We start from the raw sequence: 24,899 nt of genomic DNA on the forward strand, positions 1-24,899 counted from the left end.
ACCCGCCGCCGCGCGCCGGCAGCCGCCGATCGCACCCCCGGGCCCGGACGTCCGGTACGTGACGGTCGACATATCCCGTCCGGGTCGGCGGTGCCGGCTCGCAGCGGTAAGGATGAGGGAGATAATTGTGGCTTACGGCGGGGGAGAGCGTGGCGAGCAGGACAAGTCGGGACGTGCTCGGCAGGGGGCTGGGGGTTCTGCGGCAGGCGATCCGGGAGCAGCCGCGGATCTTCGCGGTTGCCGTGATCGGCAGTGTGCTGTTCGGCTCGATGGTCATCGTCAGCGCGTATGTGGTGGGCGCGGTGGTCGGTGACGTGGTGGTGCCGGCCATCGCGCGGGGCGAGGTGGGCGTCGGCACCCTGGCGCTGGCCGCGGTCGCCCTGTTCGGGATCAGCGTGCTGCGGGTGGTGGGCATCTTCGGTCGCCGGCTCGGCGCCGGTTACATGCAGTACCGGCTCCAGGCCGCCTACCGCCGCCGGGTCACCCGCCGCTACCTGGACCTGCCGCTGTCGTGGCACCACCGCAACGCCACCGGCACGCTGCTGTCCAACGCCAACTCCGACGTGGAGGCGGCCTGGTATCCGATCGCGCCGCTGCCCTTCGCGGTGGGCACGCTGGTGATGCTCGTCGGCGCGATTGTCTCGCTGTTCGCCACCGACTGGGCCCTCGCCCTGGTCGGCCTCGCGGTCTTTCCCGCGCTGTTCGCGCTCAACGTCGTCTACTCGCGCCGGATGGCGCCCCGGCAGGCCCGGGCGCAGCGGTTGCGCGCCGAGGTCAGTGGCATCGCGCACGAGAGCTTCGACGGCGCGTTGGTGGTCAAGACGATGGGCCGCGAGGCGCAGGAGACGGCCCGGTTCGCCGGTCGCGCCGGCGAGCTGCGCGACGCGTTGATCGCGGTCGGCCGGCTGCGGGGTGTCTTCGACCCGCTGCTGGAGACGCTGCCCAGCCTCGGCACCCTCGCGGTGCTGGTGGTCGGGGCGTTCCGCCTGCGCCAGGGCGCGATAAGCGTCACCGAGCTGGTCAGCGTCGCGTTCCTCTTCACCGTGCTGGCCTTCCCGGTGCGGGCCATCGGCTGGGTGCTGGCCGAGCTGCCGCGCAGCGTCGCCGGCTGGGACCGCGTGCGCCGGGTGCTCGACGCCACCGGCGAGATGCCGTACGGGCAGAAGGTGCTCGACCCGGCCACCCCGGGGCCGGCCACGCTCACGTTCACCGACGTGCACTTCTCCTACCCGCCGGCCGAGGCGCACGAGCCCGGCGCGCAGGTGCTCGGCGAGGTCGGCTTCACCGTTCCGGCTGGCCGCACTGTCGCGCTGGTCGGGCCGACCGGCGCCGGGAAGTCCACCATCGCGTCGCTTGCCGTACGCCTGGTCGACCCGGACTCCGGCGTCGTCGAGCTGGACGGCGTGGACGTGCGCGACCTGACCGCCGCGTCGCTGGCCGGCACCGTCGCGCTGGTCGCGCAGGTGCCGTTCGTCTTCGATGACACCGTGCGGGCCAACGTCGCCCTGGACCGGGCGGGCATCGACGACGAGGCCGTCTGGGCGGCACTGCGCCTGGCCGAGGCGGACGGGTTCGTCGCCGCGCTGCCGGAGGGACTGGACACGATGGTCGGCGAGCGGGGCACCTCGCTCTCCGGCGGCCAGCGGCAGCGGCTCACGCTGGCCCGCGCGCTGGCCGGGCGGCCACGCCTGCTGGTGCTCGACGACGCGACGAGCGCCGTGGACCCCCGCGTGGAGGCGGCCATCCTCGCCGGTCTGCGGGCGTCGGCGGGTGAGCCGGGAGTGCCGGCCGCGTCGATCCTGGTGGTGGCGTACCGCCGGGCGACCATCGCCCTCGCCGACGAGGTCGTCTACACCGAGCAGGGCCGGGTGATCGCCCGGGGCACACACACCGAGCTGCTGGCCACCGTTCCCGGGTACGTGGACCTGGTCACCGCGTACGAGCAGGCGGAGGTCGACCGCGCGCAGGAGCGCGCGTACGACGACGAGGTGGCGCAGCTGCCGTCGGGCCTGGAGATCGAGGTGGACCATTGAGTACGACGGTGACGAACGACGAGCGGGACGCGCGGACGGAGACCACCTGGCAGACCCTGCGGCGGGGGCTGGCGCTCTCCCCGGAGCTGCGCACCGGCCTGGCCGCCACCCTGGGCCTGGCCCTGGTCTACATGGTGGGCCGGGTGGCCGTTCCGGTCGCGGTGCAGCAGGGCATCGACCGTGGCATCGTCGGTGGTCTGGATCTCGACGTGGTCTGGACGGTGGTGGCGGTCACCGCGGCGATCCTCGTGGTGACCACTGCCTGCGGCTACCTGATGATGCGCCGGCTGTTCACGGTCAGCGAGACGGCGTTGGCGAACGTCCGGACGCGGGCGTTCCGGCACGTGCACGACCTGTCGATGCTGCACCAGCAGTCGGAGCGGCGTGGGTCGCTGGTCTCGCGGGTGACGAGCGATGTCGACCAGATCACCCAGTTCCTCCAGTGGGGTGGGGTGATCCTGCTGGTCAACCTGGGTCAGCTGGTGGTGACGACTGCCGTCATGCTGGCGTACTCCTGGCAGCTGACCCTTGTGGTGCTTGTGGCGTTCCTGCCGGCGGTGCTCGTCATCCGTCAGTTGCAGCGTCGCCTCGGCGCGGCGTACGCGACGGTGCGTCAGCGCACCGGCACGCTGCTGGGCGCGATCGGTGAGAGCGTCGTGGGTGCGCCGGTGATCCGGGCGTACGGCATCGCGGGGCGTACCGCGCGCCGCTTGGACGAGGCCATCGACAACCAGCGCCTGGCGCAGCAGCGGGCGATCCGGATCAGCATCGTGGGCAGTTCGGTGGGCGAACTGGCGGCCGGTCTGGCCCTGGCGGGCGTGGTGGTGCTCGGGGTGACGTTGGGGGTGGACGGCACGTTGTCGATCGGCCAGCTGACCGCCTTCCTGTTCCTGGTGACGCTGTTCATCCAGCCGGTGCAGATCGCCACCGAGGTGCTCAACGAGGCGCAGAACGCCATCGCGGGCTGGCGGCGGGTGCTGGACGTGCTCGACGTGGCCCCGGACGTGGCGGACCCGGGGGAGCAGGGACGGGACCTGCCGGCCGGCCCGCTGGACATCCGGTTCGCCGGGGTGCGGTTCGCCTATCCGGGTGGCCCGCCGGTGCTGCACGACATCGACCTGGAGATCCCGGCGAAGAGCCGGGTGGCGGTGGTCGGCGAGACGGGCAGCGGCAAGACGACCTTCGCGAAGCTGCTCACCCGCCTGATGGACCCGTCGGCCGGAGCGGTGCTGCTGTCCGGGGTGCCGCTGGCGCAGGTGCGGTTCGACTCGCTGCGTTCCCGGGTGGTGATGGTGCCGCAGGACGGGTTCCTGTTCGACGCGACCGTGGGGGACAATGTCCGGTTCGCCCGGCCGGAGCTGACCGACGAGCAGCTCGGCGCCGCGTTCACGGAGTTGGGCCTGGCGGACTGGTTGGACGGTCTGCCCGCCGGCCTGGACACCCCCGTCGGGGAGCGTGGCGAGGCGTTGAGCGTCGGGGAGCGGCAGCTCGTCGCGCTGGCCCGGGCGTACGTGGCCGATCCGGACCTGCTGGTGCTGGACGAGGCGACAAGCGCGGTGGATCCGGCGACCGAGGTGCGGCTGCAACGCACCCTGGACGCCGTCACGCGGGGTCGTACGACGCTCGCCATCGCGCACCGGCTCTCCACCGCCCAGGCTGCCGACGAAGTGATCGTGGTGGACCGGGGTCGCATCGTGCAGCGGGGCCCGCACGACGAGCTGGTGCACGACGCCGACTCGGTCTACGGCCTGCTGTACGCCTCCTGGTTGGAGCAGACCCGGTAACGAAGCGCCGGGCTGCTGGACGCCGTGGAACGGGTGCTCTACGCTCCGGGTTAGGTAAGCCTAACCTCTTAAGGAGGTCGCGCCATGCGGCCCAGCCCCGCCGAGATCGTTCGTACCCTCGTCGCCGGTCGGCTGCCCGGTCTCGTCCACCTGGCCCGCCGGCCGGGCCCGCACCACGCCCGGCACGTGACCGATCCCGACGGCCGGGTGCTGCTGCTGGTGCCGGTGGCCAGCCACCTGGGCGCCGCGTTGCAGCCGGTGGCCGGAGGCGCCGACGTCGCAGTGGTCCTGGACGTCCTCGACCTGCCACCCGCCGCCGGCGCCCCCGGGCTCGGGCGGGCCTGGGTCTCCGGCTGGGCCGCCGAACTGCACGACGAGGAGGCACGCCGCGCCGCGCTCGACTTCGCCGCGGTCGAGCCGACTGGCGACCTGCTCGACGTGGGCGTCCGGTTCCGGCTGTTCCGCTTCGAGGTGGCCGAGGTGCGGTGGGAGCGGGCCGGCGTCGTGCACCGGATCGACCCGGGGGAGTACGCCGAGGCCGAGCCGGACCCGGTGCACCCGTTCGAGGCGCTGCTGCTGGCCGATCTCGCCGAGCGCGACGCCGAGCAGGTGACCGACTACCTGCGCCGGCAACTCGGGTTGACCGGGCAGACCCCGGACGGACCGCCGCGCGTGGTGCGCGTCGACAGGTACGGCTTGGTGGTGGCCCTCGGGCGCCCCGGCGCACGGCGGCGCGTCCGGCTGGCGTTCCCGTGCCCCTTGGCCGATCCCGACGAGCTGAGCCGCCTCCTGCCGCCGCTGCGTCGCCCGGCCGACGCCCGCCCACCGGGCTGACCCGGTCCAGCCCGCCCGGAGCTTCCGGCCGGGGGTCCTAGGTCGGCAGCTCTCCGGTGACGTACCGCTGGATGGTGGGGCCGATGGCGGCGACCAGGGTTTCCGGGTCGGCGGACGCCACCGGCTCCATGCGTACGACGTGCCGGATCATCGCCAACCCGATCAGCTGGGTGGCGACCAGCGAGCCGCGCAGCGGCAGTTCGGCCGGGTCGACATCGAGCTGGTCGAGCACCCGGCGCAGCACCTGCGTGGTGATGAACTCCCGCAGCAGCCGCGCGGTCCACTCGTTGCTCACCGCCGAGCGCAGCAGCGCCACCCCGGCGCTGCCGGCCGGGGAGTCCCAGATGCTCAGGAACGTCCGCACCAGGCGCTCGCCGACGCCCTCCCGGTCGCCCGCGAGCACCCTCGGCACCATCTGGCCGGGGTCGACGGGGAAGTTCATCGCGGCCAGGAAGAGCTGGTCCTTGCTGCCGAAGTAGTGGTGCACCAGCGCCGGGTCCACCCCGGCGGTGGCGGCGATGCCGCGGATCGAGGCGGCGTCGAAGCCGCGCTCGGCGAACGCCGCGCGCGCCGCATCGAGGATCGCCTCCCGGGTGTCCGGGTTGCCGGGTCGCCGGCCGGTCCGCCGCGTCATCGCCGCCCTTCGTTCGTCAGCTGACGCCGTCGGTCGCCCCGACGGCTGGCGGCAACCCGCGGGGCGCGGGTCGCCGCCGGCCGGTCAGCCGGTGCGCCGCCGCAGGGTCGCCGCCGCGAGCACCAGCGCCAGCACCACCGCGCCGAACACCACGCCCACGTCCCGCCACATCGTGCCGGTCGGCTCGGCGTTGGCGCCGACCTCCTGCAAGGCCTCGATGGCGTACGACAGGGGGAAGGCGTCACTGAGCGCCTGGAGCCAGCCGGCCATCTGGTCGCGGGCCACGAACAGCCCACAGAGCAGGAGCTGGGGGATCACCACGACCGGCAGAAACTGTACTGCCTGGAACTCGGTGCGGGCGAAGGCGCTGCACAGCAGGCCGAGGGCGACGCCGAGCACCGCGTCGAGCACCGCGATCCCGATCACCAGACCGCTGCTGCCGACGGTCCGCAGGTCGAAGATCCAGTAGGCGACACCGGCGGCGACCGCGGCCTGCACGGCGGCGGCCAGCCCGAACGCGATGCCGTACCCGAAGAGCAGGTCGAGCTTGCCCAGCGGGGTGGTGAGCAGCCGTTCCAGGGTGCCGGAGGTGCGTTCGCGCAGCATCGCGATGCTGGTGACCAGGAACATGATCACGAAGGGGAAGATGCCCAGCATCACCAGCGCGATCCGGTCGAAAGTCGAGGGCTGCCCCGGCGGGGTCGGCTGGTCGACGTACATGAAGTAAACCAGGGTGAGCAGGACGGTCGGCACCAGCACGAGCAGCGCGATCGTGCGCCTGTCGTGCCGGAGCTGACGCAGGATGCGGCCGGTGGTGGCCGCCAGGATCCGCGGGTTCACGATGCCTCCCTGGTTCGCGACTGCGGGGCTCGCAGGCCCGGCTCACTCCTCGCGCTCACGATGCCTCCCGTCCGGCCGGGGCGTCCCCCGCGCCGGCCCTGATCAGTCGCAGGAACGCCTCGTCGAGGTCGTCCACGCCGGCGGCGGCGCGGATCGCGGCCGGGCTGTCGTCGGCGATCAGCCGACCCTGGCGGATCAGCAGCAGCCGGTCGCAGCGGGCCGCCTCGTCCATCACGTGGCTGGACACCAGCAGGGTGGTGCCGGCGGCGGCCATGGCGTGGAACCGCGCCCACAGGTCGGCCCGCAGCACCGGGTCCTGACCGACTGTGGGTTCGTCGAGGATGACCAGCTCCGGGTCGCCGACCAGGGCGCAGGCCAGCGAGGCGCGGCTGCGCTGACCACCGGAGAGGGTGGCGACCAGCTGGCCGGCCGCCTCGGCCAGCCCGACGGCACTGACCGCCTCGTCGGCCTCGGCACGACCCCGGCCGTAGAGGGCCGCGAAGTAGCGGGCGTTCTCCCGGACGGTCAGGTCGGCGTAGACGCTCGGCGCCTGCGTGAGGTAGCCCACCCGGTCGCGCAACGCCGGGGTGCCCGCCGGCTGGCCCAGCACGGTGACCGTGCCCGCGCTGACCAACTGCACGCCGACCACCGCGCGCATGAACGTGGTCTTGCCGCTGCCGCTGGGGCCCAGCAGGCCGGTGACGGCGCCGCGCGGAACGGCGCAGCTGATGCCGTCCAGCACCCGCCGCCCGCCCCGGTCGACCACCAGGTCGCGGACGGTTATCGCGTCGTCCATCACGCACCTCCGAAAAACTCATCGTCTGTTGAACTCAACGCTAGATGAGATAACTCCGTCCGCGCAACGGCCCGCGTTCGAGACGACGCCCGCCGTCGCGCCCAGCATCACAACGGGCAGTAGGCTTCGGACCGGACAGCAGGTCCGGCAACGGGCATTGCGTACTGATCGGGCGTACGGCACGATGGCGCCGTGGGTCACGCTCCGTTACCGCACAGCGGATTTCTCGAGGACTGGGCCGCGCGGTTGCGGGACGCCGCTGAGCGGCCGGTCGTCGGCATCCTGCTGCGCGGCAGTCACGCCCGACGGGCCGCCACCGCGCACAGCGACGTCGACCTCGACGTGCTGGTCGGCGGCTCCCCGTACGCCGCCCGCCGCGCGTACCTGGCCGAGACCGCCGGCCGGGTCACCCACGTCTCGGTGGCCGCCCGCGACGTCCGCTCCTGGGTGCACCGCCTCGGCGAGCCGGCCGACTGGGCGTTCGGGCTGCCGGTCACCGCGCCGGCCCGGCTGCTCTGGGCCGACCCGCACTGGCGGCCCCGGATCGACCTGCCGGTGCTCTGCCAGCCCGCCGAGCCGCCCCGGCTGGAGGAGCTGATCGCCATGCTCGGCAAGGCCGCCGCCGCCCGGGCGGCCGCCGACCGCCCCGGGGTCCGGCTCGCCGTGGCGGACCTCGCCCGGCTCTGCCCGTCGGTGCTGCGCCCGGCGAACCCGTCGGTACGGGTGTCCTCCCGACGGGCGGCGTTCGCGGCGGCCCTGGAGCTGCCGGTCGCCCCCGCCGGCTACCGGGACGACATGCTGCTCTGCCTCGGGCTGCGTCCGGGCGGCACCGGGCAGCTCTGGGCCGCCGCCGTCCGGCTGGTCGCCGGGATCCTGCCGTTGATCCGCCCGTACGCCGGGGAGATCGCCGACGCGGCCGGCGCCGACCTGGCCGACGCCCTCGTCGACGGCCGGTTGGACCGCTACGTGGCCCAGCTCGCCCGGCCCGTGGGTCACCCGCCGAACCCTCGGCGGGAGTCGTCGCCGGTGCCCGCGCCGCGTGCAGGACAATGGGCAACTGTGCCCGTACCTGACGCGCCGGTGACCGGCGTTCCCAGCGATCCGAGCGGCCCGTCGGCGTCGGCGCCGGTCCGTCCGTCCCAGCTCGATCCGGCCATCGCGGCCCGGCTGCGCCGCACCGCCGACGGTCTGGTCGCTGCCGTGGTGCGCGCCCACGACTCCGGCGAGGTGCTGATGGTCGCCTGGATGGACGACGAGGCGCTGCACCGCACCCTCACCACCGGCCGGGCCACCTACTGGTCGCGCAGCCGCCGCGAGTACTGGGTCAAGGGCGCCACCTCCGGCCACCACCAGTACGTGCGCTCGGTAGCGCTGGACTGCGACGGCGACGCGCTGCTGGTGAGCGTCGACCAGGTCGGCGCGGCCTGCCACACCGGGCACCGGACCTGCTTCTTCACCGAGCTGCCGGTGACGGGGGCGGGCACATGACCGACGGCGCAGTGAGCCCCGACCTGGCCACCTTCACCGACGTGGCCGCCCGCTGGCGCGTCGTGCCGGTCACCCGACGCCTGCTGGCCGACGCCGAAACCCCGGTGGGTGTCTACCGCAAGCTCGCCGGCGGGCCCGGCACGTTCCTGCTCGAGTCAGCCGAACAGGGCGTCGGCTCGGCGGGCATGGCCTGGTCGCGGTACTCGTTCATCGGCGTGCGCAGCAGCGCCACCCTCGTCGAGCGGGACGGGGTGGCGACCTGGCTCGGCCAGCCGCCCGCCGGGCTGCCCACCGACGGCGATCCGGTGCGGGTGCTGCGGGACACCGTCGCGGCGCTCGCCGGCCCGCTCGGGGACCCGTCCGACGGTCTGCCCCCGCTGACCGGTGGCATGGTCGGCTACCTCGGCTACGACCTCGTCCGCCGCTTCGAACGGCTGCCCGAGCTGACCGAGAACGATCTGGGCGTGCCCGAGCTGGGCATGATGCTCGCCACCGACCTGGTGGTGCTCGACCACTACGACGGCTCGGCGATCCTGGTCGCCAACGCGGTGCTGCCGCCGCTGGACACCCCGGGCCGCGACGCGCAGGTCACCGCCGCGTACCACCACGCGGTGGGCCGCCTCGACGCGATGACCACGGCGCTGTCCCGGCCCATCCCACCGATGATCTCCACGGTCGAGCGTCCACCTGCCGACGAGGTCCTCTGCCGTACGCCGGAGGGTGGCTACGTCAAGGCGGTGGAGGCCGCCAAGGAGGCGATCCGGGCCGGCGAGTGCTTCCAGATCGTGCTGTCGCAGCGCTTCGAGCGGGCGACGCACGCCGATCCGCTGGACGTCTACCGGGTGCTGCGCACCAGCAACCCCAGCCCGTACATGTACCTGCTGCGCTTCGACGGGTTCGACATCGTCGGCTCGTCGCCGGAGGCGCACCTGAAGGTCACCGCCGGTGCGGACGGGCGGCGCCGGGCGCTGCTGCATCCGATCGCCGGCACCCGGCCGCGCGGCGCCACCGCGACGGCGGACGCCGGGCTCGCCGCCGAGCTGCTCGCCGACCCCAAGGAGCGCTCCGAGCACGTGATGCTCGTCGACCTGGGCCGCAACGATCTGGGCCGGGTCTGCGAGCCCGGCAGCGTCCAGGTGCCCGAGTTCGCGACCATCGAGCGGTACAGCCACGTGATGCACATCGTCTCCACAGTGACCGGCACGCTGCGTGACGACCGTTCCGCGTTCGACGCGCTCGCCGCGACCTTCCCGGCCGGGACGCTCTCCGGCGCTCCCAAGGTGCGGGCCATGGAGATCATCGAGGAGTTGGAGCCGGTGCGCCGCGGTCTCTACGGCGGCACGGTCGGCTACTTCGGGTTCGGCGGTGACCTGGACATGGCGATCGCCATCCGGACCGCGCTGATCCGTGCCGGCCGCGCCTACGTGCAGGCCGGCGCGGGGGTGGTCGCCGATTCGGATCCGGCCGCCGAGGAGCAGGAGACCCGCGACAAGGCAGCCGCCGTGCTGGCCGCGATCGCCGCGGCGGAGACGCTGAGGCCAGCCCGATGAGCGACCGGCGAGAGACCGGCGGGGGCGTGGGGGGTCGGCGCCAGCTGACGTACGCCGTGCTGCTCTGCCTGGCGGGCGCGGCCCTGGCGCTGTGGGCGGCGACCCGGGGCTGGTCGGTCGAGGTGACCGCCCGGCCGGCGCCGCTGCCGCCGGTGCGCGCGGCCCGCACTGGTGCGGCACTGCTGCCGTGGTTGCCGGCGCTGGCGCTGGTCACGCTGGCCGGCGGTGGCGCGGTGCTGGCCACCCGGGGCTGGGTGCGGCGGCTGCTGGGAGTGCTGCTGGGCGTTCTGGGCCTGGCGGTGGCCGCCGGTGGCGCTTACGGCCTGGTGGCCGATCTCGACGGCGTGGTGAGCCGGCAGTGGCCGGCGCTGTGCCTGCTCGGCGGTCTGCTCGCCGCCGTGGGCGGCGGGTGGACGGCGCTGCGGGGCGGCGTGTGGCCGACGATGGGCGCCCGGTACGAGCGGCCGACGCGGACCGTCACGGAGAGTGCGCCCACGACGGTCGCCGAACCGGGCCGGATGGCCGGGCGGCGGACCACCGAGGCGTGGGACGCGTTGGACCGGGGTGAGGACCCGACGGCCGGCTGATCAGCCGACCGGCTGGCGCTCGCGCTGCGGGCGGGCCGAGGCGGCGCGGGCGGCGGTCAGTTCGGCCACCAGGCGGTCCAGTTCGGCGCGTCGGTCGGCGCGGGCCCGGTCGGCGCAGACCGCCTCCCAGGCGTTGCCGCGCGCGGTGCGCATCCGGCCCTCGCCGACGACGGCCCGCTCCAGGGTGTGCACCACGCCGACGGCGAGGGACGCCACGGTCCGGGAGATGGTGGTCAGTCCGATGCTCGGGTTCGACTCGACAATGCTCATGGTCACCCCGCACGAGGAGTTGGCGACGGTCGGGCAGGCGCGTCATCGAGTCTGCCTGAGGACGATGCTGACCGGCTGACGTTTCGCCGGGGTGACCGCCCGGTCAACTGTCCCGCCGTGCCCGCGACCTGGGACCGGCCGTTCGGCCTTGAGCTTGCTCACAGCATCGATCGGCGTCGCTGTCGTCGGGCGGCGGACCGGAAGCGGTGGCATGATCGATGGGTCGGCCCGGTTCGACCGGGGCCGCCGGGCTCCCGTCGCGTGACGGCGGTCGATACCGGAGGTGGCGCTGCGTGACATCCCGTTCACGGCAAGTCGGCCATTATGCCGCAGCCCTTTTCGTGAGCAGCGCCATACCCCCGGCTCCCGGCGTCGGTCGGCTGCCCCTAGCATCGGCCCATGACACCCGGAGAGGGGAGTCCGTTGGTGACTGCTGAGCATGCGCACGCGGAGGGGGACGACGCCGGTCAGGCAGCGTCCGTAAGCGTGCTCGACGAGATCCTGGCTGGCGTGCGCGAGGACGTCGCCCGACGCCAGGAACAGGTTCCGTTGGAACGGATCCGTGAGCTGGCCGCTGCGGCGCCGCCACCGCTGGACGCGTACGCGGCGTTGCGTAAGCCCGGCGTGGCCGTCATCGCCGAGGTCAAGCGCTCCTCGCCGTCGAAGGGCCGGCTGGCCGAGATCGCCGATCCGGCCGATCTCGCCGTCGACTACGCGGCGGGCGGGGCGCGGGCGATCAGCGTGCTGACCGAGGGGCGCTGGTTCGGCGGGTCGCTCGATGACCTGGCGGCCGTGCGGGCCGCGGTCACCGTGCCCGTGCTGCGCAAGGACTTCGTGGTCTCCAGCTACCAGGTGCACGAGGCGCGCGCGCACGGCGCCGACCTGGTCCTGCTGATCGTGGCCGCCCTCGAGCAGAACGTGCTGATGGGCCTGCTGGAGCGGATCGAGTCGCTGGGCATGACCGCGCTCGTCGAGGTCCACGACGAGGAGGAGGCCGACCGGGCCCTGGAGGCCGGTGCCCAGGTGATCGGGGTCAACGCCCGTGACCTGCGTACCCTTCAGGTGGATCGGTCGGTGTTCGAGCGGATCGCGCCGGGCCTGCCGAGCAGCGTCGTCAAGATCGCCGAGTCCGGCGTCCGCGGCCCGCACGACCTGATCCGGTACGCCTCCGCGGGCGCGGACGCGGTCCTCGTCGGCGAGGGCCTGGTCACCCAGAAGAGCCCACGCGAGGCGGTGGCCGAACTGGTCAACGCCGGCAACCACCCGGCGACGCCCCGGCCGGTGCGCTGACCCGCGCCGGTGTGACGCCCCACCGAGAGGATTTCCGATGAGCGCCGATGCGCTGGCCCCGGTGGCCGGCTCGCAGCCCGACTCCGCCGGCCACTTCGGCCGCTTCGGCGGCCGGTTCGTGCCCGAGGCCCTGGTGGCTGCGCTGGACGAGCTCGACGGGGCGTGGCGTACGGCGATCGCGGACGAGTCCTTCCGGGCCGAGTTCGGGGCGCTGCTGCGCGACTACGCGGGCACGCCGTCGCTGCTCTACGAGGCCCGGCGGTTCTCCGCGAAGGTCGGCGCGCGGGTGCTGCTCAAGCGTGAGGACCTCAACCACACCGGCGCCCACAAGGTCCGCAACGTGCTCGGCCAGGCGCTGCTCACCAAGCGGATGGGCAAGACCCGGGTGATCGCCGAGACCGGGGCGGGCCAGCACGGCGTCGCCACCGCGACCGCCGCCGCCCTGTTCGACCTGGAGTGCGTCGTCTACATGGGCGAGGTCGACACCGAGCGGCAGGCGCTCAACGTGGCCCGGATGCGCATGCTCGGCGCCACTGTCGTTCCGGTGACCACCGGCTCGCGCACCCTCAAGGACGCGATGAACGAGGCCATGCGCGACTGGGTGGCGAACGTCGACGAGACCCACTACCTGATCGGCACCGCCGCCGGGCCGCACCCGTTCCCGGCGATGGTCCGGGACTTCGTGCGGGGCATCGGCGACGAGGCCCGCCAGCAGTGCCTCGACCTGACCGGCGCGCTGCCGGACGCCGTCACCGCCTGCGTCGGCGGCGGCTCCAACGCGCTGGGCATCTTCCACGCGTTCGTTCCCGACGAGGACGTGCGGCTCTACGGCTTCGAGGCCGGCGGCGAAGGGGTGGCCACCACTCGGCACGCCGCGAGCATCACCGGCGGGTCGGCGGGTGTGCTGCACGGCGCCCGCACGTACGTGCTGCAGGACGCCGACGGGCAGACGCTGGAGTCGCACTCGATCTCCGCGGGCCTGGACTACCCGGGTATCGGGCCCGAGCACGCCTGGCTGCACGACACCGGCCGGGCCAGCTACCTGCCCGTCACCGACGCCGAGGCGATGGCCGCGTTCGAGCTGCTCTGCCGCACCGAGGGGATCATCCCGGCGATCGAGAGCGCGCACGCCCTCGCCGGCACCGTCACGCTGGCTCCGAAGCTGGCCGCCGAGCTGGGCCGGGAGCCCACCATCGTGGTCAACCTCTCCGGCCGGGGCGACAAGGACGTGCACACCGCCGGGGACTACTTCGGCATCCTCGACAAGGAGCACTGAGATGAGCCGCATCGGGGTGGCCTTCGACAAGGCCCGGGCCGACGGGCGGGCCGTGCTGGTCGGCTGCATGCCGGCCGGGTTCCCGACCGTCGAGGGCAGCATCGCGGCCATGACGGCAATGGTCGAGGCCGGCGTCGACGTCATCGAGGTCGAGATTCCGTACTCGGACCCGGTGATGGACGGCCCGGTCATCCAGAAGGCCAGCGACATCGCGCTGGCCGGCGGCGTCCGTACGGCCGACGCGCTGCGCATCATCGAGGCGGTCGCGGCGACAGGTGCGCCGGTCGTCACGATGACCTACTGGAACCCCATCGAGCGGTACGGCGTGGACGTGTTCGCCCGCGACCTCGCCGCGGCCGGCGGCACCGGCCTGATCACACCTGACCTCATCCCCGACGAGGCTGCCGAGTGGCTGGCCGCCTCGGACGTGCACGGCCTGGACCGCACCTTCCTGGTGTCGCCGTCGTCCACCGACGCCCGGGTGGCGATGACCGTGGACAACTGCCGGGGCTTCGTCTACGCCACCGCCGTGATGGGGGTGACGGGCGCTCGGGCGCAGACGTCCGACGCCGCTCCGACGTTGGTCTCGCGGGTCCGCGCGGTCACCGACCTGCCGGTCGGTGTCGGCCTGGGCGTGGGCACCGGCGCGCAGGCCAGCACCGTCGCCGGGTACGCCGACGGGGTGATCGTCGGCAGCGCGCTCGTCCGTTGTGTGCTGGACGCCTCCTCCGAGGCCGAGGGGCTGGCCGCGCTGCGCACCCTCAGCGCCGAACTCGCCGAGGGCGTCCGCAACCCCGCCCGCTGAACCGCCGGGTCCCTGAACCGCCGGGTCCCTGAACCGCCGGGTCCCCGAACCGCCGGGTCCTGAACCGTCGGGTCCTGAACCGTCGAGTTGCCATCGCCACGGCCTCGCCCGCGTCGGTCGCTCGGGCCATGGACGTGGACGTCGTCCGGCCGGTGCAACGGACGGCATGAGCGCCGGGCCTGCGCTGTCGCCGAAGAGCCGTATACCTGTGAGTCATTTTTATGACTCACAGGTATACGGCCTTTTCGCGGATGTGCTCCCCAGGCGCTGGCAGCATCGCCTCGCGACCCCGCTGGTCCGGACGGGCTGAGTGCGGCGGGAGAGCCGGGTCAGGGCAGAAGGGACGGGTCGGCTGTCGGCTCGCCGCGTTGCTCCGGCGGCTGACCCGCCCCAGACCGCTCATCGCGGGAGACGCGGCGCAGGACGCCGGAGCGGCCGGCGAGCCCGTCGGTGACGGCAGCCCGGGTCAGCGGGGTGACGGCCTCGGGCAGCGCGTCGGGGGCGTGCCAGGACAGCCGGCAGCCCGGCGGCGGGTCGGCGCTGGGCCGGCCCTCGGTGACACGCGCGCGGAACACGTGCACCAGGATGTCCGGCAGCGGCCCGGCCCGACCGGCCCGTGCGTGCGTCGTCGGGCCGTCGAGGTGGTAGACGCCCACCAGGTCGACCAGGTCGATCTCCCAGCCCGTCTCGGCGCGGATGTCGCGCAGCGCCGCCCGCACCGGGCTCTCCGCCGGGCGCAGCCGGCCGCCGGGCAACGCGTACCGGCGCTGGCCCCGGCCCTGGCGGCAGAGCAGCACCCGGCCGGCGTCGTCGGTGACGACAGCGGCGACCGCCCAGGTGAGCACGCCCATGGACAAAGAGCGTACGGCGGCGCAAACCAGAAGTCATCGGGATCCGCGCGCGGCGGCCCGGGGTGCCGCTGCGGGGGTGCGCAGCGGTAGCGTGTGCACCCGTGACCAACGCCTCGCTGTCCCCCCAGGCGGCCCTGCCCAGTCCCAGCACCGCGGTGTGGCAGCTCGGGCCGGTTCCGATCCGGGCGTACGCGCTGTGCATCATCGCCGGCATCGTGCTGGCCTGCTGGGTGACCGAACGTCGCCTGCGTCAGCGCGGCGTCGCGCCCGGCGCGGTGCTCGACATCGCCGTCTGGGCGGTGCCGGCGGGCATCATCGGCGCGCGGATCTACCACGTGATCACCTCTCCGGAGAAGTACTTCGGCGCCGGTGGTGAACCGCTGAAGGCGTTCGCCATCTGGGAGGGTGGTCTCGGCATCTGGGGCGCCGTCGCCGGTGGGGCGGTCGGCGCGTGGATCGCCGCCCGCCAGCTGGGCATCCCGTTCAGCGTGGTGGCCGACGCGCTCGCGCCCGGGCTGCCGCTGGCCCAGGCCGTCGGGCGGCTCGGCAACTGGTTCAACAACGAGCTGTTCGGTGGTCGTACGACGCTGCCGTGGGGCCTGGAGATCCACCGGATGGACCCGGACAACCCGGGGCACTCGCTGCGGGACGACGCCGGGCAGCCGATCCTCGAACCCGGCCTCTACCACCCGACGTTCCTCTACGAGGCGCTGTGGAACCTCGGCGTGGTCGCGCTGGTCCTCATCCTGGACCGGCGGTTGCGGCTCGGGCGGGGCCGGGCGTTCGCGCTGTACGTGATGGGTTACACCGCCGGCCGGTTCTGGATCGAGCTGATGCGCACCGACGAGGCGAACCAGATCTTCGGCGTACGACTCAACGTCTGGACGGCCGCGCTGGTCTTCCTCGGCGCGTTGATCTACTTCGTGCGGGTCCGCGGCCCCCGGGAGTACCTGATTCCGATCGGCCCGGCGGGCACCCCCACGCCGCCCACCACCTCCGACGTGTCCCAGGTCGACCTCTCCGAGGGCCAGACCAGCGCCCGTGCCGCCGCCCCGGAGGGTTACCGGGTGGTCAGCGAGGAGCAGTACGACACCTGGCGGGACACCGGCGTGGCGCCGCCGGAGGCGGACGACGAGGCACGCCCCGAGGGCGCCGAGCCGCTCGACGCCGAGGCGACCGGCGACGAGGCGGCCCGCGCCCGCGCCGACGAGCCGGTGGATGACACGCCCGAGGCGCGCGACGAGGACCGGGCCGACGTCTCCGGCGTGCGCCCCGCCGACCGGGACAGCTGAGCGGGGGCGGCACCGATGCGAAGCGCGGTGGTGGTCGGCGCCGGGGTCGGAGGCCTCGCGGTCGCCGGGGCGCTGGCCCGGTCCGGTTGGCAGGTCACCCTGCTGGACCGCGCCGAGCGGGTCCGCCCCGAGCCGACCGCCGTGGTGCTCTGGCCCAACGGCGTCCGCGCGTTGCAGGCCCTCGGTCTCGGCGCCGGCCTGGCCGCCATCGCGACCCCGCTGCCCGACGGTGGGGTCCGCCGCCCGGACGGGCACTGGCTGGTGCAACCCCGGCCGACGCCGGCCGACCGGATGCCGGTGGTGGTGCACCGGGAGGATCTGCACGACGCGTTGATCGCCGGCCTCGGTGACCGGGTCGAGCTGCGTACCGGGGTGACCGTTCGGCACGTTCGTGTCGAGCCGGGCGAACGCCCGGGTGTGAGCGACGGACGGCACACCATCGAGGCCGACCTGGTGGTCGCAGCGGACGGCACGGACAGCGTCATCCGTCGCCAACTGGCCCCCGAGTCCGGCGTGGTCAGCTCCGGCTGTGCGGCCTGGCGGGCTGTCATCCCCTGGTACCGGGCGCCTCGGCTGCCCGCCGACCAGCCGATCGCCGGCGAGGTCCTCGGCGCGGGCTACCGGTTCGTGGCCGCCTCGTTGGGCGAGCGTGGCTCATCGGGTGGTTCCAGCCGGGGTGGCATCTACTGGGTGGCCACCGCCGCCGGCGCTCCCCGCCCCGAGCCGCCGGAGACCCAGCTCGCCCTCCTGCGCCGCTGGTACGCCGGCTGGCCGGCGCCGATCGCCGCGCTGCTCGACGCCACCGACCCGAGCGACCTGGTGCAGCAGGAGGTCCGTGAGCTGCGCCCGCTGCCCCGCGCCTACGGCTTCGGAGTCGGGCCGGGCGGGGTGGTACTGCTCGGTGACGCGGCGCACGCCATGCCGCCGCACCTCGGCCAGGGCGCCTGCCTCGCGTTCGAGGACGCCGCGACGCTCGCCTCGCTGCTGCGCGAGGCCCGCCTGCCCGACGCCGTGCAGACGTACGACCGGGTGCGCCGGCCCCGGGCGGCGACAGTGGTCCGCCAGACCCGGCGCATGTCGGCGGTGCTCCAGACCCGGGGCCGGTTGGCGCTGCGCGCCCGCGACGCGGCGCTCGGCACCATCAACTCGCGGCTGCTCTCCAGCGCCGCCGCCTCGGCGGCGCAGTGGCGTCCGCCGGCCTGACCGTCCGCGTGGCTGCGGGAGTCCGGGCGGTTCAGGGGATCAGGGCGGCGGGTTCGGCGATGCAGGCGGTGCCGATGCGGCGGAAGCCGACCCGCAGGTAGACCCGTGCGATCTCCTCGCTGCCCGCGGAGAGGAAGACGAGGCCGGTGCCGGCAGCGAGCAGTTCGCGGGCGAGGGTGGCGGTCAGGGCGGCGCCCAGGCCGCGACGGCGGGCGGCCGGCAGGGTGGCTACCCCGGCGATCTCCGCGACGTCGTCCACGCGCATCGCCATGCCGCTGGCCAGCGCGCCCTCGGTCGGCGTGCCGGCCAGCGCGGAGATCCGCCGGCCGTCGGCGATCCGGACCCGCTCCTCGTCCAGCGCGGCGAGCTCCAACTCGGTGACCGCCGCGTCGCGCTCGGCCGGGCCGGCCGCACCGGGCTCGGTGCCGGCGGCGCCGAACGCCACGGCCGCCACCGCCCGCCGGGCGGCCACGTCGGCGGCGAAGTCGGGCGAGTCCGCGGCCAGCACCCGCACGGGTACGTCGGAGAGCGTCGCCGGGTCGGCCAACGCGGCCTCATCGAGGACCATCAGCGGGGCCTCCAGCACGTTCAGCCCCGCCGAGCGGGCCACCGCCAGCAGCTCCGGAGTCGTCTCGTGCACCCACTCGAAGGCCTCCGGCAGGCCCAGTTCCCGCTGGCGCTCCCGCACCGATGTCACGTCGGCCAGGGACGGCGGCTCGGCGGCGCCGATCCGGGGCCGGGCGTAGAACGGCCAGCCGGCGCCCTCGCGGACGAACAGCACCAACCCGCCGTGTTCCTCGGCACCGGCGACGTCGCGGGGCACCGCGTCGTAGAAACGCTCCAACCGGTCGAAGATGTCCTTGTGCACCGAATCCACCGCGCGAGACTACACGTCCCAGACTCTGGACGGTGTGATCAATCTTGAGTGGCCTTGCGCCCCCAGCCCTAACGTAGACTCAATAGACCCACGGGCCGACGTCGTCCCCACCATGATCCAACCTGAGTGACGACAGGAGGCCCGGTGGCTCAGCCGTACGCGGATTCGACACAGCCGCACCCCCACAGCCCACAGGCGTCCCCGACGCCCGGCCCCCATCCGCCCGCCCAGGGCCTCTACGACCCGGCGCAGGAGCACGACGCCTGCGGGGTGGCCTTCGTCGCGGACATGCACGGCCGACGGTCCCACGCGGTCGTCGCCAACGGGCTCGGTGCGCTCTGCCGCCTGGACCACCGGGGCGCCCGCGGCGCGGAACCCAACACCGGTGACGGCGCGGGCATCATGATCCAGGTCCCGGACGCGTTCCTGCGGGCGGTCGCCGATGTCACACTGCCGCCGGCCGGCGAGTACGCCACGGGCCTGGTGTTCCTGCCCGACGACGACGCCGCCGAGGCCCGTGCCCGCCGGGTGGTCGAGAAGTACGCGCTGGTCGAGGGCGCCGACGTGCTCGGTTGGCGGGACGTGCCGATCGAGCCGCAGGGGCTCGGCGACACCGCCCTGGCGGCCATGCCCCGGGTGCGGCAGGTCTTCGTGGCCGCCCACCGCCTCACCGACTCGCCCGCCGGGCCCGCCGGTTCCGCCCTGAGCGGCATCGACCTGGACCGGGTGGCCTTCTGCCTGCGCAAGCAGGCCGAGCGCGAGACCGCCGAGCGGGGCGTGCCGGCGTACTTCCCGTCGCTGTCCAGCCGCACGATGGTCTACAAGGGCATGCTCACGCCCGACCAGCTGCCGGCGTTCTATCCGGATCTGCGCGACGAGCGGGTGGAGAGCGCGATCGCGCTGGTGCACTCCCGCTTCTCCACGAACACCTTCCCGTCCTGGCCGCTGGCGCACCCGTACCGGTTCATCGCCCACAACGGCGAGATCAACACGATCCGGGGCAACCGCAACTGGATGCAGGCCCGCGAGGCTCTCCTGCGTTCGCCGAACGTGCCGGGCAACATCCGGCGCGTCTTCCCGGTCTGCACTCCCGCCGCCTCCGACTCGGCGAACTTCGACGAGGTCCTGGAGCTGCTGCACCTGGCCGGGCGGAGCCTGCCGCACGCGGTCCTCATGATGATCCCGGAGGCCTGGGAGAACGACCCCGGGATGGATCCGGCCAAGCGCGCGTTCTACCGCTTCCACGCCAGCCTGATGGAGCCGTGGGACGGTCCGGCGTCGGTGGCCTTCACCGACGGCGAGATCGTCGGCGCGGTGCTGGACCGCAACGGGCTGCGCCCGGGGCGCTGGTGGCAGACCGACGACGGTCTCGTGGTGCTCGGCTCCGAGGCGGGCGTGCTGGACCTCGACCCCGCCCACGTGGTCGCGAAGGGGCGGCTCCAGCCGGGCCGGATGTTCCTGGTCGACACGGTGGCCGGGCGGATCGTGCACGACGACGAGATCAAGTCCGAGTTGGCCGCCGCACAGCCGTACGGCGAGTGGCTGCACGCCGGGCTGATCGAGCTGGACGATCTGCCGCCGCGTGAGCACACCGTCTACACCCACGACTCGGTGCGCCGCCGCCAGCAGACCTTCGGCTACACCGAGGAGGAGCTGAAGGTCCTGCTCGCGCCGATGGCGCGTACCGGCGCGGAGCCGCTGGGCTCGATGGGCACGGACACCCCGATCTCACCCCTGTCCACCCGCCCGCGGCTGCTCTACGACTACTTCCACCAGCTCTTCGCCCAGGTCACCAACCCGCCGCTGGACGCCATCCGCGAGGAGCTGGTCACCAGCCTGGCGTCGACGATCGGGCCGGAAGGCAACCTGCTCGACCCGGGCGCGGCGAGCTGCCGGCAGATCGTGCTGCCGCATCCGATCATCGACAACGACGAGCTGGCGAAGATCCTCTCGATCGACGAGGACGGCGACCTGCCCGGCTTCAAGGCGGTGCGGGTCTCCGGGCTGTACCGCATCCGCGAGGGCGCCGCCGGGATCAAGGCCCGGCTGACCGAGATCTGCCGGCACGTCTCCGAGGCCATCGAGGACGGCGTCCGCATCCTGGTGCTCTCCGACCGGGACTCCAACGCCGATCTCGCGCCGATCCCGTCGCTGCTGCTCACCGCCGCCGTGCACCAGCACCTGGTGCGGGAGCAGACCCGCACCCAGGCGGCGCTGATCGTGGAGTCCGGCGACTGCCGGGAGGTGCACCACGCGGCGGTCCTGATCGGGTACGGCGCGGCGGCGGTCAACCCGTACCTGGCGTTCGAGTCCGTGGAGGACATGATCACCACGGGTGCGCTGGCCGGCGTGCAGCCCGCTGCCGCGGTGCGCAACTACGCCAAGGCGCTCGGCAAGGGCGTCCTGAAGATCATGTCGAAGATGGGCATCTCGACGGTCTCGTCGTACTGCGGTGCGCAGGTCTTCGAGGCGGTCGGGCTGGACACCCGGCTGATCGACCGCTACTTCCGGGGCACCCCGAGCCGGATCGGCGGCGTCGGACTGGCCGGTGTGCACGCCGAGGTGGCCGCCCGGCACGCGCTGGCCTGGCCGCCGGCCGGCACCGCCGGCTCCGACCGGCTGGAGGTCGGCGGCGAGTACCAGTGGCGCCGCGAGGGTGAGCTGCACCTGTTCAACCCGGAGACGGTCTTCCTGCTCCAGCACGCCACCCGCAGCCGGCAGTACGACGTCTTCCGTCAGTACACGGCCAAGGTCGACGCGCTCGCCGCGCAGGCCGGCTCGCTGCGTGGGCTGTTCACCCTGCGCACCGGCGTCCGTCCGGCGGTGCCGATCGAGGAGGTCGAGCCGGCCACCGAGATCGTCAAGCGCTTCGCCACCGGCGCCATGTCGTACGGCTCGATCTCGGCCGAGGCGCACGAGACGCTGGCCATCGCGATGAACCGCCTCGGCGGCAAGTCCAACACCGGCGAGGGCGGCGAGGACGTCGATCGGCTGCACGACCCGCTGCGGCGCTCCTCGGTCAAGCAGATCGCCAGCGGCCGGTTCGGTGTCACCAGCGAATACCTGGTCAACGCCGACGACCTGCAGATCAAGATGGCCCAGGGCGCGAAGCCCGGCGAGGGCGGCCAGCTGCCCGGCAACAAGGTGTGGCCGTGGATCGCCCGGACCCGGCACGCCACTCCCGGCGTCGGCCTGATCTCGCCGCCGCCGCACCACGACATCTACTCCATCGAGGACCTGGCCCAGCTCGTGCACGACCTGAAGTGCGTCAACCCGGCCGCCCGGGTGCACGTCAAGCTGGTCAGCGAGGTGGGTGTGGGCACCGTCGCCGCCGGTGTGGCCAAGCTCAAGGCCGACGTCATCCTGATCTCCGGCCACGACGGCGGCACGGGCGCGTCCCCGATGAACTCGCTCAAGCACGCCGGCACCCCGTGGGAGCTGGGGCTGGCCGAGGCGCAGCAGACGCTGCTGCTCAACAAGCTGCGTGACCGGGTCACCGTGCAGGTCGACGGCCAGCTCAAGACCGGCCGGGACGTGCTGATCGCGGCGCTGCTCGGCGCGGAGGAGTTCGGCTTCGCGACCGCACCGCTGATCGTCTCGGGCTGCGTGATGATGCGGGTCTGCCACCTGGACACCTGCCCGGTAGGCATCGCGACCCAGAACCCGGTGCTGCGTGAGCGGTACACGGGCACGCCGGAGTTCGTGGAGAACTTCTTCCTGTTCCTCGCCGAGGAGGTCCGGGGCTACCTGGCCGAGCTGGGCTTCAGGTCCATCGAGGAGGCCATCGGGCAGACCGAACTGCTCGACGTGGCCCCGGCGGTGTCGCACTGGAAGGCGCACGGGCTCGATCTGGCACCCGTCCTGCACCTGCCGGAACTGCCCGCCGGCGCCGCCCGGCGCGGGGTGCGCGCCCAGGACCACGGCCTGGAGCAGGCGCTCGACAACGAGCTGATCGCGCTGGCCCGTCCGGCCTTGACGGAGGGGTCGCCGGTCCGCGTCGAGGTCGCGGTGCGCAACGAGCACCGCAGCGTCGGCGCGATGCTCGGCGGCGAGGTGACCCGCCGCTTCGGCGGGGGCGGCCTTCCGGACGACACCGTCGAGTTCGTGCTGCACGGCACCGCCGGGCAGTCGTTCGGCGCGTTCCTGCCGCGCGGGGTGACCCTGCGTCTGCACGGCGACGCCAACGACTACGTGGGCAAGGGCCTCTCCGGGGGCCGGCTCATCGTCCGTCCGGACGCCGCCGCGCCGTTCCTCGACCCCGATGCCGAGCCGGGGCAGCGTGCGGAGGATCAGATCATCGCCGGCAACACCATCCTGTACGGCGCCACGGCGGGCGAGGTCTTCCTGCGCGGCCGGGTGGGGGAGCGGTTCGCGGTCCGCAACTCCGGCGCGGTCGCCGTCGTCGAGGGCGTCGGCGACCACGGCTGCGAGTACATGACCGGCGGCACGGTGGTGGTGCTCGGCGCGACCGGCCGCAACTTCGCCGCCGGCATGTCCGGCGGGACGGCGTTCGTGCACCTGTTGGACCGTGCCCGGGTCAACACGGAACTGGTCGACCTCGCGCCGCTGGGCGAGCAGGAGCAGGCGCTGCTGCACGAGCTGGTGCAGCGACACGTGGCCGAGACCGGGTCGGCGGTCGCCGAGGACCTGCTCAAGCGCTGGCCGGAAGCGGTGTCCGAGTTCACCGCAGTGGTACCCCGCGACTACCGCCGGGTGCTGGAGATCATGCGGGCCGCCGAAGCAGCCGGCCGCGACGTCGACGACGCGGTGATGGGCGCGCTCAGCGCGCCCATCGCGCCGGTGCCGCCCGCCCCGCGGGTGGCTGCCCAGGAGGTGGCACGTGCCTGACCCGAACGGTTTCCTGCGCTACGACCGGCGGCTGCCGGCCCGCCGCCCGGTGCCGGTGCGGATCAGTGACTGGCGGGAGGTGTACCCGCCGGCCGGCGAGGAGCTCATCCGCGAGCAGGCCACGCGGTGCATGGACTGCGGCATCCCGTTCTGCCACGACGGCTGCCCGCTGGGCAATCGCATCCCGGACTGGAACGACCTGGTCCGCACCGGCAACTGGGACGCCGCGGTGGAGTCGTTGCACGCCACCAACAACTTCCCGGAGTTCACCGGCCGGCTCTGCCCGGCGCCCTGTGAGGCGGCCTGCGTGCTGGGTATCGCCGGCGGCCAGCCGGTCACCATCAAGCAGGTCGAGGTGGAGATCGCCGACGCGGCAGCGGCGCGCGGGTTCACCCCGCGCCCGGTGCCGGCGCCGTCGGGCCGGTCGGTCGCCGTGGTCGGTTCCGGGCCCGCCGGTCTGGCCGCCGCCCAGCAACTGGCCCGCGCCGGTCACGCCGTGACGGTGTACGAGCGCGACGACGCGATCGGCGGCCTGCTCCGGTACGGCATCCCCGACTTCAAGTTGGAGAAGCGGCACATCGACGCCCGGTTGGCGCAGCTCGCGGCGGAGGGGGTGCGCTTCCGTACCGGTGTGAACGTCGGCGTCGACGTCACCGCCGAGCAGTTGCGCGCGGAGCACGACGCGGTGCTGCTGACCTGCGGGGCCTTGCAGGGCCGGGACACCCCGGAGACCCCGGGCCGGGCGCTGCGGGGCGTACACCAGGCGATGGCGCACCTGGTCGCGGCGAATCGCGCGGTCGCCACGGCGGCCGGCGGCGGGCCTGGCGTGGCGGTCACCGGCGAGGGCCGGGCGGCCCGCGCGGTGCTGCCGGACGGCACCCCGATCGACGCGGCCGGCAAGCACGTGGTGATCATCGGCGGCGGTGACACGGCGGCCGACTGCCTCGGTGTCGCCCACCGGCAGGGCGCTGCCGGCGTGCACCAGCTCGACCTGTACCCGCAGCCGCCGGGCGAGCGCGACGAGGCTCGGGATCCGTGGCCGACGTGGCCGTGGGTCCTGCGCAGCTACCCGGCCCACGAGGAGGGTGGCGAGCGGGTCTTCGCCGTGGCCGTGCAGGAGTTCGTGGACGACGGCACCGGTCAGGTGCGCGCGGTGCGGATCGCCGAGGTGACCGTCGAGAAGCGCGACGGCCGGCGGATGGTCACCGTCGTCCCGGGCTCCGAGCGGGAGCTGCCGGCGGACCTGGTGCTGTTGGCGATCGGTTTCGAGGGCACGGAGCAGCAGCCGCTGCTGGAGCAGTTCGGGGTGACCCGCAACCCGCGGGGGGCGATCGACGCCCGCGACGACTGGCAGACCGCCGTCGACGGCGTGTTCGTCGCCGGTGACATGCACCGGGGCGCCTCGCTGATCGTGTGGGCCATCGCCGAGGGGCGCGCGGCGGCCGCCGCGATCCACGGTTACCTGGGTGGCGCCGGCGCGCTGCCGGCGCCGGTCGGTCCGGCCGCGCAGCCGCTCGCCGTTCGCTGAGGAGTTCCGGCGCCGTCCGGCCGGGGGGGGGGGGGGGCGCCGCCCCCCGCCGGCCGGCGGGGGGCGAGAAGGAGCACAACACAGGGGAGGAGAGGGAACCAAAAAAAAAAAGA

19 protein-coding genes and 1 pseudogene are annotated in these 24,899 nt (G+C 73.8%); 14 read left to right on the forward strand and 6 right to left on the reverse strand.

Annotated elements, in window-relative coordinates:
• Positions 1–149 precede the first annotated feature (149 nt).
• The 3 genes from AB0B39_RS29745 (at position 150) to AB0B39_RS29755 (ending at position 4,651) form a co-directional block, all read left to right on the forward strand.
• The gene (locus AB0B39_RS29745) at positions 150–2,033 is read left to right on the forward strand and encodes an ABC transporter ATP-binding protein (RefSeq protein WP_357575963.1); all 1,884 of its coding nucleotides are present in this window, start codon (positions 150–152) and stop codon (positions 2,031–2,033) included.
• An 8-nt stretch (positions 2,034–2,041) separates the two neighbouring features.
• The gene (locus AB0B39_RS29750; RefSeq protein ID WP_357575981.1) at positions 2,042–3,817 is read left to right on the forward strand and encodes an ABC transporter ATP-binding protein; all 1,776 of its coding nucleotides are present in this window, start codon (positions 2,042–2,044) and stop codon (positions 3,815–3,817) included.
• 84 nt (positions 3,818–3,901) lie between these two features.
• Positions 3,902–4,651 carry a DUF2470 domain-containing protein gene (locus AB0B39_RS29755; RefSeq protein ID WP_357498781.1) on the forward strand — a complete coding sequence of 250 codons (750 nt, stop codon included), beginning with the start codon at positions 3,902–3,904 and terminating at the stop codon, positions 4,649–4,651.
• A 37-nt stretch (positions 4,652–4,688) separates the two neighbouring features.
• Here AB0B39_RS29755 and AB0B39_RS29760 read toward each other — a convergent pair whose 3' ends face one another.
• The 3 genes from AB0B39_RS29760 to AB0B39_RS29770 all read right to left on the reverse strand — a co-directional run bounded on the left by AB0B39_RS29760 (position 4,689) and on the right by AB0B39_RS29770 (position 6,921).
• Positions 4,689–5,285: a TetR family transcriptional regulator gene (locus AB0B39_RS29760; RefSeq protein WP_234588007.1), complete on the reverse strand. Its 597-nt coding sequence runs from the start codon at positions 5,283–5,285 to the stop codon at positions 4,689–4,691.
• Positions 5,286–5,369: 84 nt separating this feature from the next.
• A complete protein-coding gene (locus tag AB0B39_RS29765) occupies positions 5,370–6,125 on the reverse strand; it encodes an ABC transporter permease (protein WP_357498779.1) in 756 nt (251 codons plus the stop codon).
• 55 nt (positions 6,126–6,180) lie between these two features.
• Complete coding sequence (locus AB0B39_RS29770) at positions 6,181–6,921, reverse strand: ABC transporter ATP-binding protein (RefSeq protein WP_357498777.1); 741 nt, start codon at positions 6,919–6,921, stop codon at positions 6,181–6,183.
• A 555-nt stretch (positions 6,922–7,476) separates the two neighbouring features.
• On the opposite strand from AB0B39_RS29770, the pseudogene AB0B39_RS29775 reads away from it, so the two are divergent.
• The 4 genes and pseudogenes from AB0B39_RS29775 to AB0B39_RS29790 all read left to right on the forward strand — a co-directional run.
• A pseudogene (locus AB0B39_RS29775) lies at positions 7,477–7,800 on the forward strand (phosphoribosyl-AMP cyclohydrolase); the annotation flags it as partial.
• Positions 7,801–7,980: 180 nt separating this feature from the next.
• Positions 7,981–8,409, forward strand: coding sequence for a phosphoribosyl-AMP cyclohydrolase (gene hisI / locus AB0B39_RS29780; RefSeq protein ID WP_234588054.1), 429 nt, complete (start codon positions 7,981–7,983; stop codon positions 8,407–8,409).
• On the forward strand, positions 8,406–9,959 hold the full coding sequence (locus AB0B39_RS29785) for an anthranilate synthase component I (protein ID WP_357498775.1): 1,554 nt from the start codon (positions 8,406–8,408) through the stop codon (positions 9,957–9,959). Before hisI ends, AB0B39_RS29785 begins: the two co-directional genes overlap by 4 nt.
• Positions 9,956–10,546, forward strand: a complete 591-nt coding sequence (locus AB0B39_RS29790) for a Trp biosynthesis-associated membrane protein (protein WP_357575964.1) — start codon at positions 9,956–9,958, stop codon at positions 10,544–10,546. The genes AB0B39_RS29785 and AB0B39_RS29790 overlap by 4 nt, the downstream gene beginning before the upstream one ends.
• Here the strand turns inward: AB0B39_RS29790 and AB0B39_RS29795 are convergent, their stop codons facing one another.
• Positions 10,547–10,816, reverse strand: coding sequence for a hypothetical protein (locus AB0B39_RS29795; RefSeq protein WP_234588001.1), 270 nt, complete (start codon positions 10,814–10,816; stop codon positions 10,547–10,549).
• Between the two features lie 486 nt (positions 10,817–11,302).
• Between AB0B39_RS29795 and trpC the strand changes: the two genes are divergently transcribed.
• Genes trpC through trpA form a run of 3 tightly spaced genes read left to right on the forward strand, consistent with a single transcriptional unit; the run spans position 11,303 to position 14,187 of the window.
• Positions 11,303–12,106 carry an indole-3-glycerol phosphate synthase TrpC gene (gene trpC, locus AB0B39_RS29800; protein ID WP_039906616.1) on the forward strand — a complete coding sequence of 268 codons (804 nt, stop codon included), beginning with the start codon at positions 11,303–11,305 and terminating at the stop codon, positions 12,104–12,106.
• Positions 12,107–12,143: 37 nt separating this feature from the next.
• On the forward strand, positions 12,144–13,382 hold the full coding sequence (gene trpB / locus AB0B39_RS29805; RefSeq protein ID WP_234588000.1) for a tryptophan synthase subunit beta: 1,239 nt from the start codon (positions 12,144–12,146) through the stop codon (positions 13,380–13,382).
• A 1-nt stretch (position 13,383) separates the two neighbouring features.
• Positions 13,384–14,187: a tryptophan synthase subunit alpha gene (trpA, locus tag AB0B39_RS29810; protein WP_357575965.1), complete on the forward strand. Its 804-nt coding sequence runs from the start codon at positions 13,384–13,386 to the stop codon at positions 14,185–14,187.
• A 329-nt stretch (positions 14,188–14,516) separates the two neighbouring features.
• Here the strand turns inward: trpA and AB0B39_RS29815 are convergent, their stop codons facing one another.
• The gene (locus AB0B39_RS29815; RefSeq protein WP_357498770.1) at positions 14,517–15,038 is read right to left on the reverse strand and encodes an NUDIX domain-containing protein; all 522 of its coding nucleotides are present in this window, start codon (positions 15,036–15,038) and stop codon (positions 14,517–14,519) included.
• A gap of 101 nt (positions 15,039–15,139) precedes the next feature.
• On the opposite strand from AB0B39_RS29815, the gene lgt reads away from it, so the two are divergent.
• Together lgt and AB0B39_RS29825 are read left to right on the forward strand one after the other, a co-directional pair.
• Positions 15,140–16,330 (forward strand): prolipoprotein diacylglyceryl transferase, encoded by a 1,191-nt coding sequence (gene lgt, locus AB0B39_RS29820; RefSeq protein ID WP_357498768.1) that lies wholly within the window; start codon positions 15,140–15,142, stop codon positions 16,328–16,330.
• Positions 16,331–16,345: 15 nt separating this feature from the next.
• A complete protein-coding gene (locus tag AB0B39_RS29825) occupies positions 16,346–17,533 on the forward strand; it encodes an FAD-dependent monooxygenase (RefSeq protein WP_234587996.1) in 1,188 nt (395 codons plus the stop codon).
• A gap of 31 nt (positions 17,534–17,564) precedes the next feature.
• Here the strand turns inward: AB0B39_RS29825 and AB0B39_RS29830 are convergent, their stop codons facing one another.
• Positions 17,565–18,401 carry a GNAT family N-acetyltransferase gene (locus AB0B39_RS29830; RefSeq protein WP_357498845.1) on the reverse strand — a complete coding sequence of 279 codons (837 nt, stop codon included), beginning with the start codon at positions 18,399–18,401 and terminating at the stop codon, positions 17,565–17,567.
• A gap of 153 nt (positions 18,402–18,554) precedes the next feature.
• On the opposite strand from AB0B39_RS29830, the gene gltB reads away from it, so the two are divergent.
• Entirely contained in the window at positions 18,555–23,258 is a 4,704-nt protein-coding gene (gltB, locus tag AB0B39_RS29835; RefSeq protein ID WP_357575966.1) for a glutamate synthase large subunit, read from the forward strand.
• Entirely contained in the window at positions 23,251–24,786 is a 1,536-nt protein-coding gene (locus tag AB0B39_RS29840) for a glutamate synthase subunit beta (protein WP_357575967.1), read from the forward strand. Before gltB ends, AB0B39_RS29840 begins: the two co-directional genes overlap by 8 nt.
• Positions 24,787–24,899 lie beyond the last annotated feature (113 nt).

The organism is Micromonospora sp. NPDC049114, assembly GCF_040648635.1.
Taxonomy (GTDB): Bacteria; Actinomycetota; Actinomycetes; order Mycobacteriales; family Micromonosporaceae; genus Micromonospora.

Bases quoted from the DNA above. Each gene is read 5' to 3' on its own strand.
- AB0B39_RS29760 (WP_234588007.1), bottom strand. From the start codon at position 5,285: ATGACGCGGCGGACCGGCCGGCGACCCGGCAACCCGGACACCCGGGAG.
- AB0B39_RS29795 (WP_234588001.1), bottom strand. From the start codon at position 10,816: ATGAGCATTGTCGAGTCGAACCCGAGCATCGGACTGACCACCATCTCC.
- trpB (WP_234588000.1), top strand. From the start codon at position 12,144: ATGAGCGCCGATGCGCTGGCCCCGGTGGCCGGCTCGCAGCCCGACTCC.
- AB0B39_RS29785 (WP_357498775.1), top strand. From the start codon at position 8,406: ATGACCGACGGCGCAGTGAGCCCCGACCTGGCCACCTTCACCGACGTG.
- AB0B39_RS29825 (WP_234587996.1), top strand. From the start codon at position 16,346: ATGCGAAGCGCGGTGGTGGTCGGCGCCGGGGTCGGAGGCCTCGCGGTC.
- trpA (WP_357575965.1), top strand. From the start codon at position 13,384: ATGAGCCGCATCGGGGTGGCCTTCGACAAGGCCCGGGCCGACGGGCGG.
- AB0B39_RS29755 (WP_357498781.1), top strand. From the start codon at position 3,902: ATGCGGCCCAGCCCCGCCGAGATCGTTCGTACCCTCGTCGCCGGTCGG.
- AB0B39_RS29790 (WP_357575964.1), top strand. From the start codon at position 9,956: ATGAGCGACCGGCGAGAGACCGGCGGGGGCGTGGGGGGTCGGCGCCAG.
- AB0B39_RS29815 (WP_357498770.1), bottom strand. From the start codon at position 15,038: ATGGGCGTGCTCACCTGGGCGGTCGCCGCTGTCGTCACCGACGACGCC.
- AB0B39_RS29770 (WP_357498777.1), bottom strand. From the start codon at position 6,921: ATGGACGACGCGATAACCGTCCGCGACCTGGTGGTCGACCGGGGCGGG.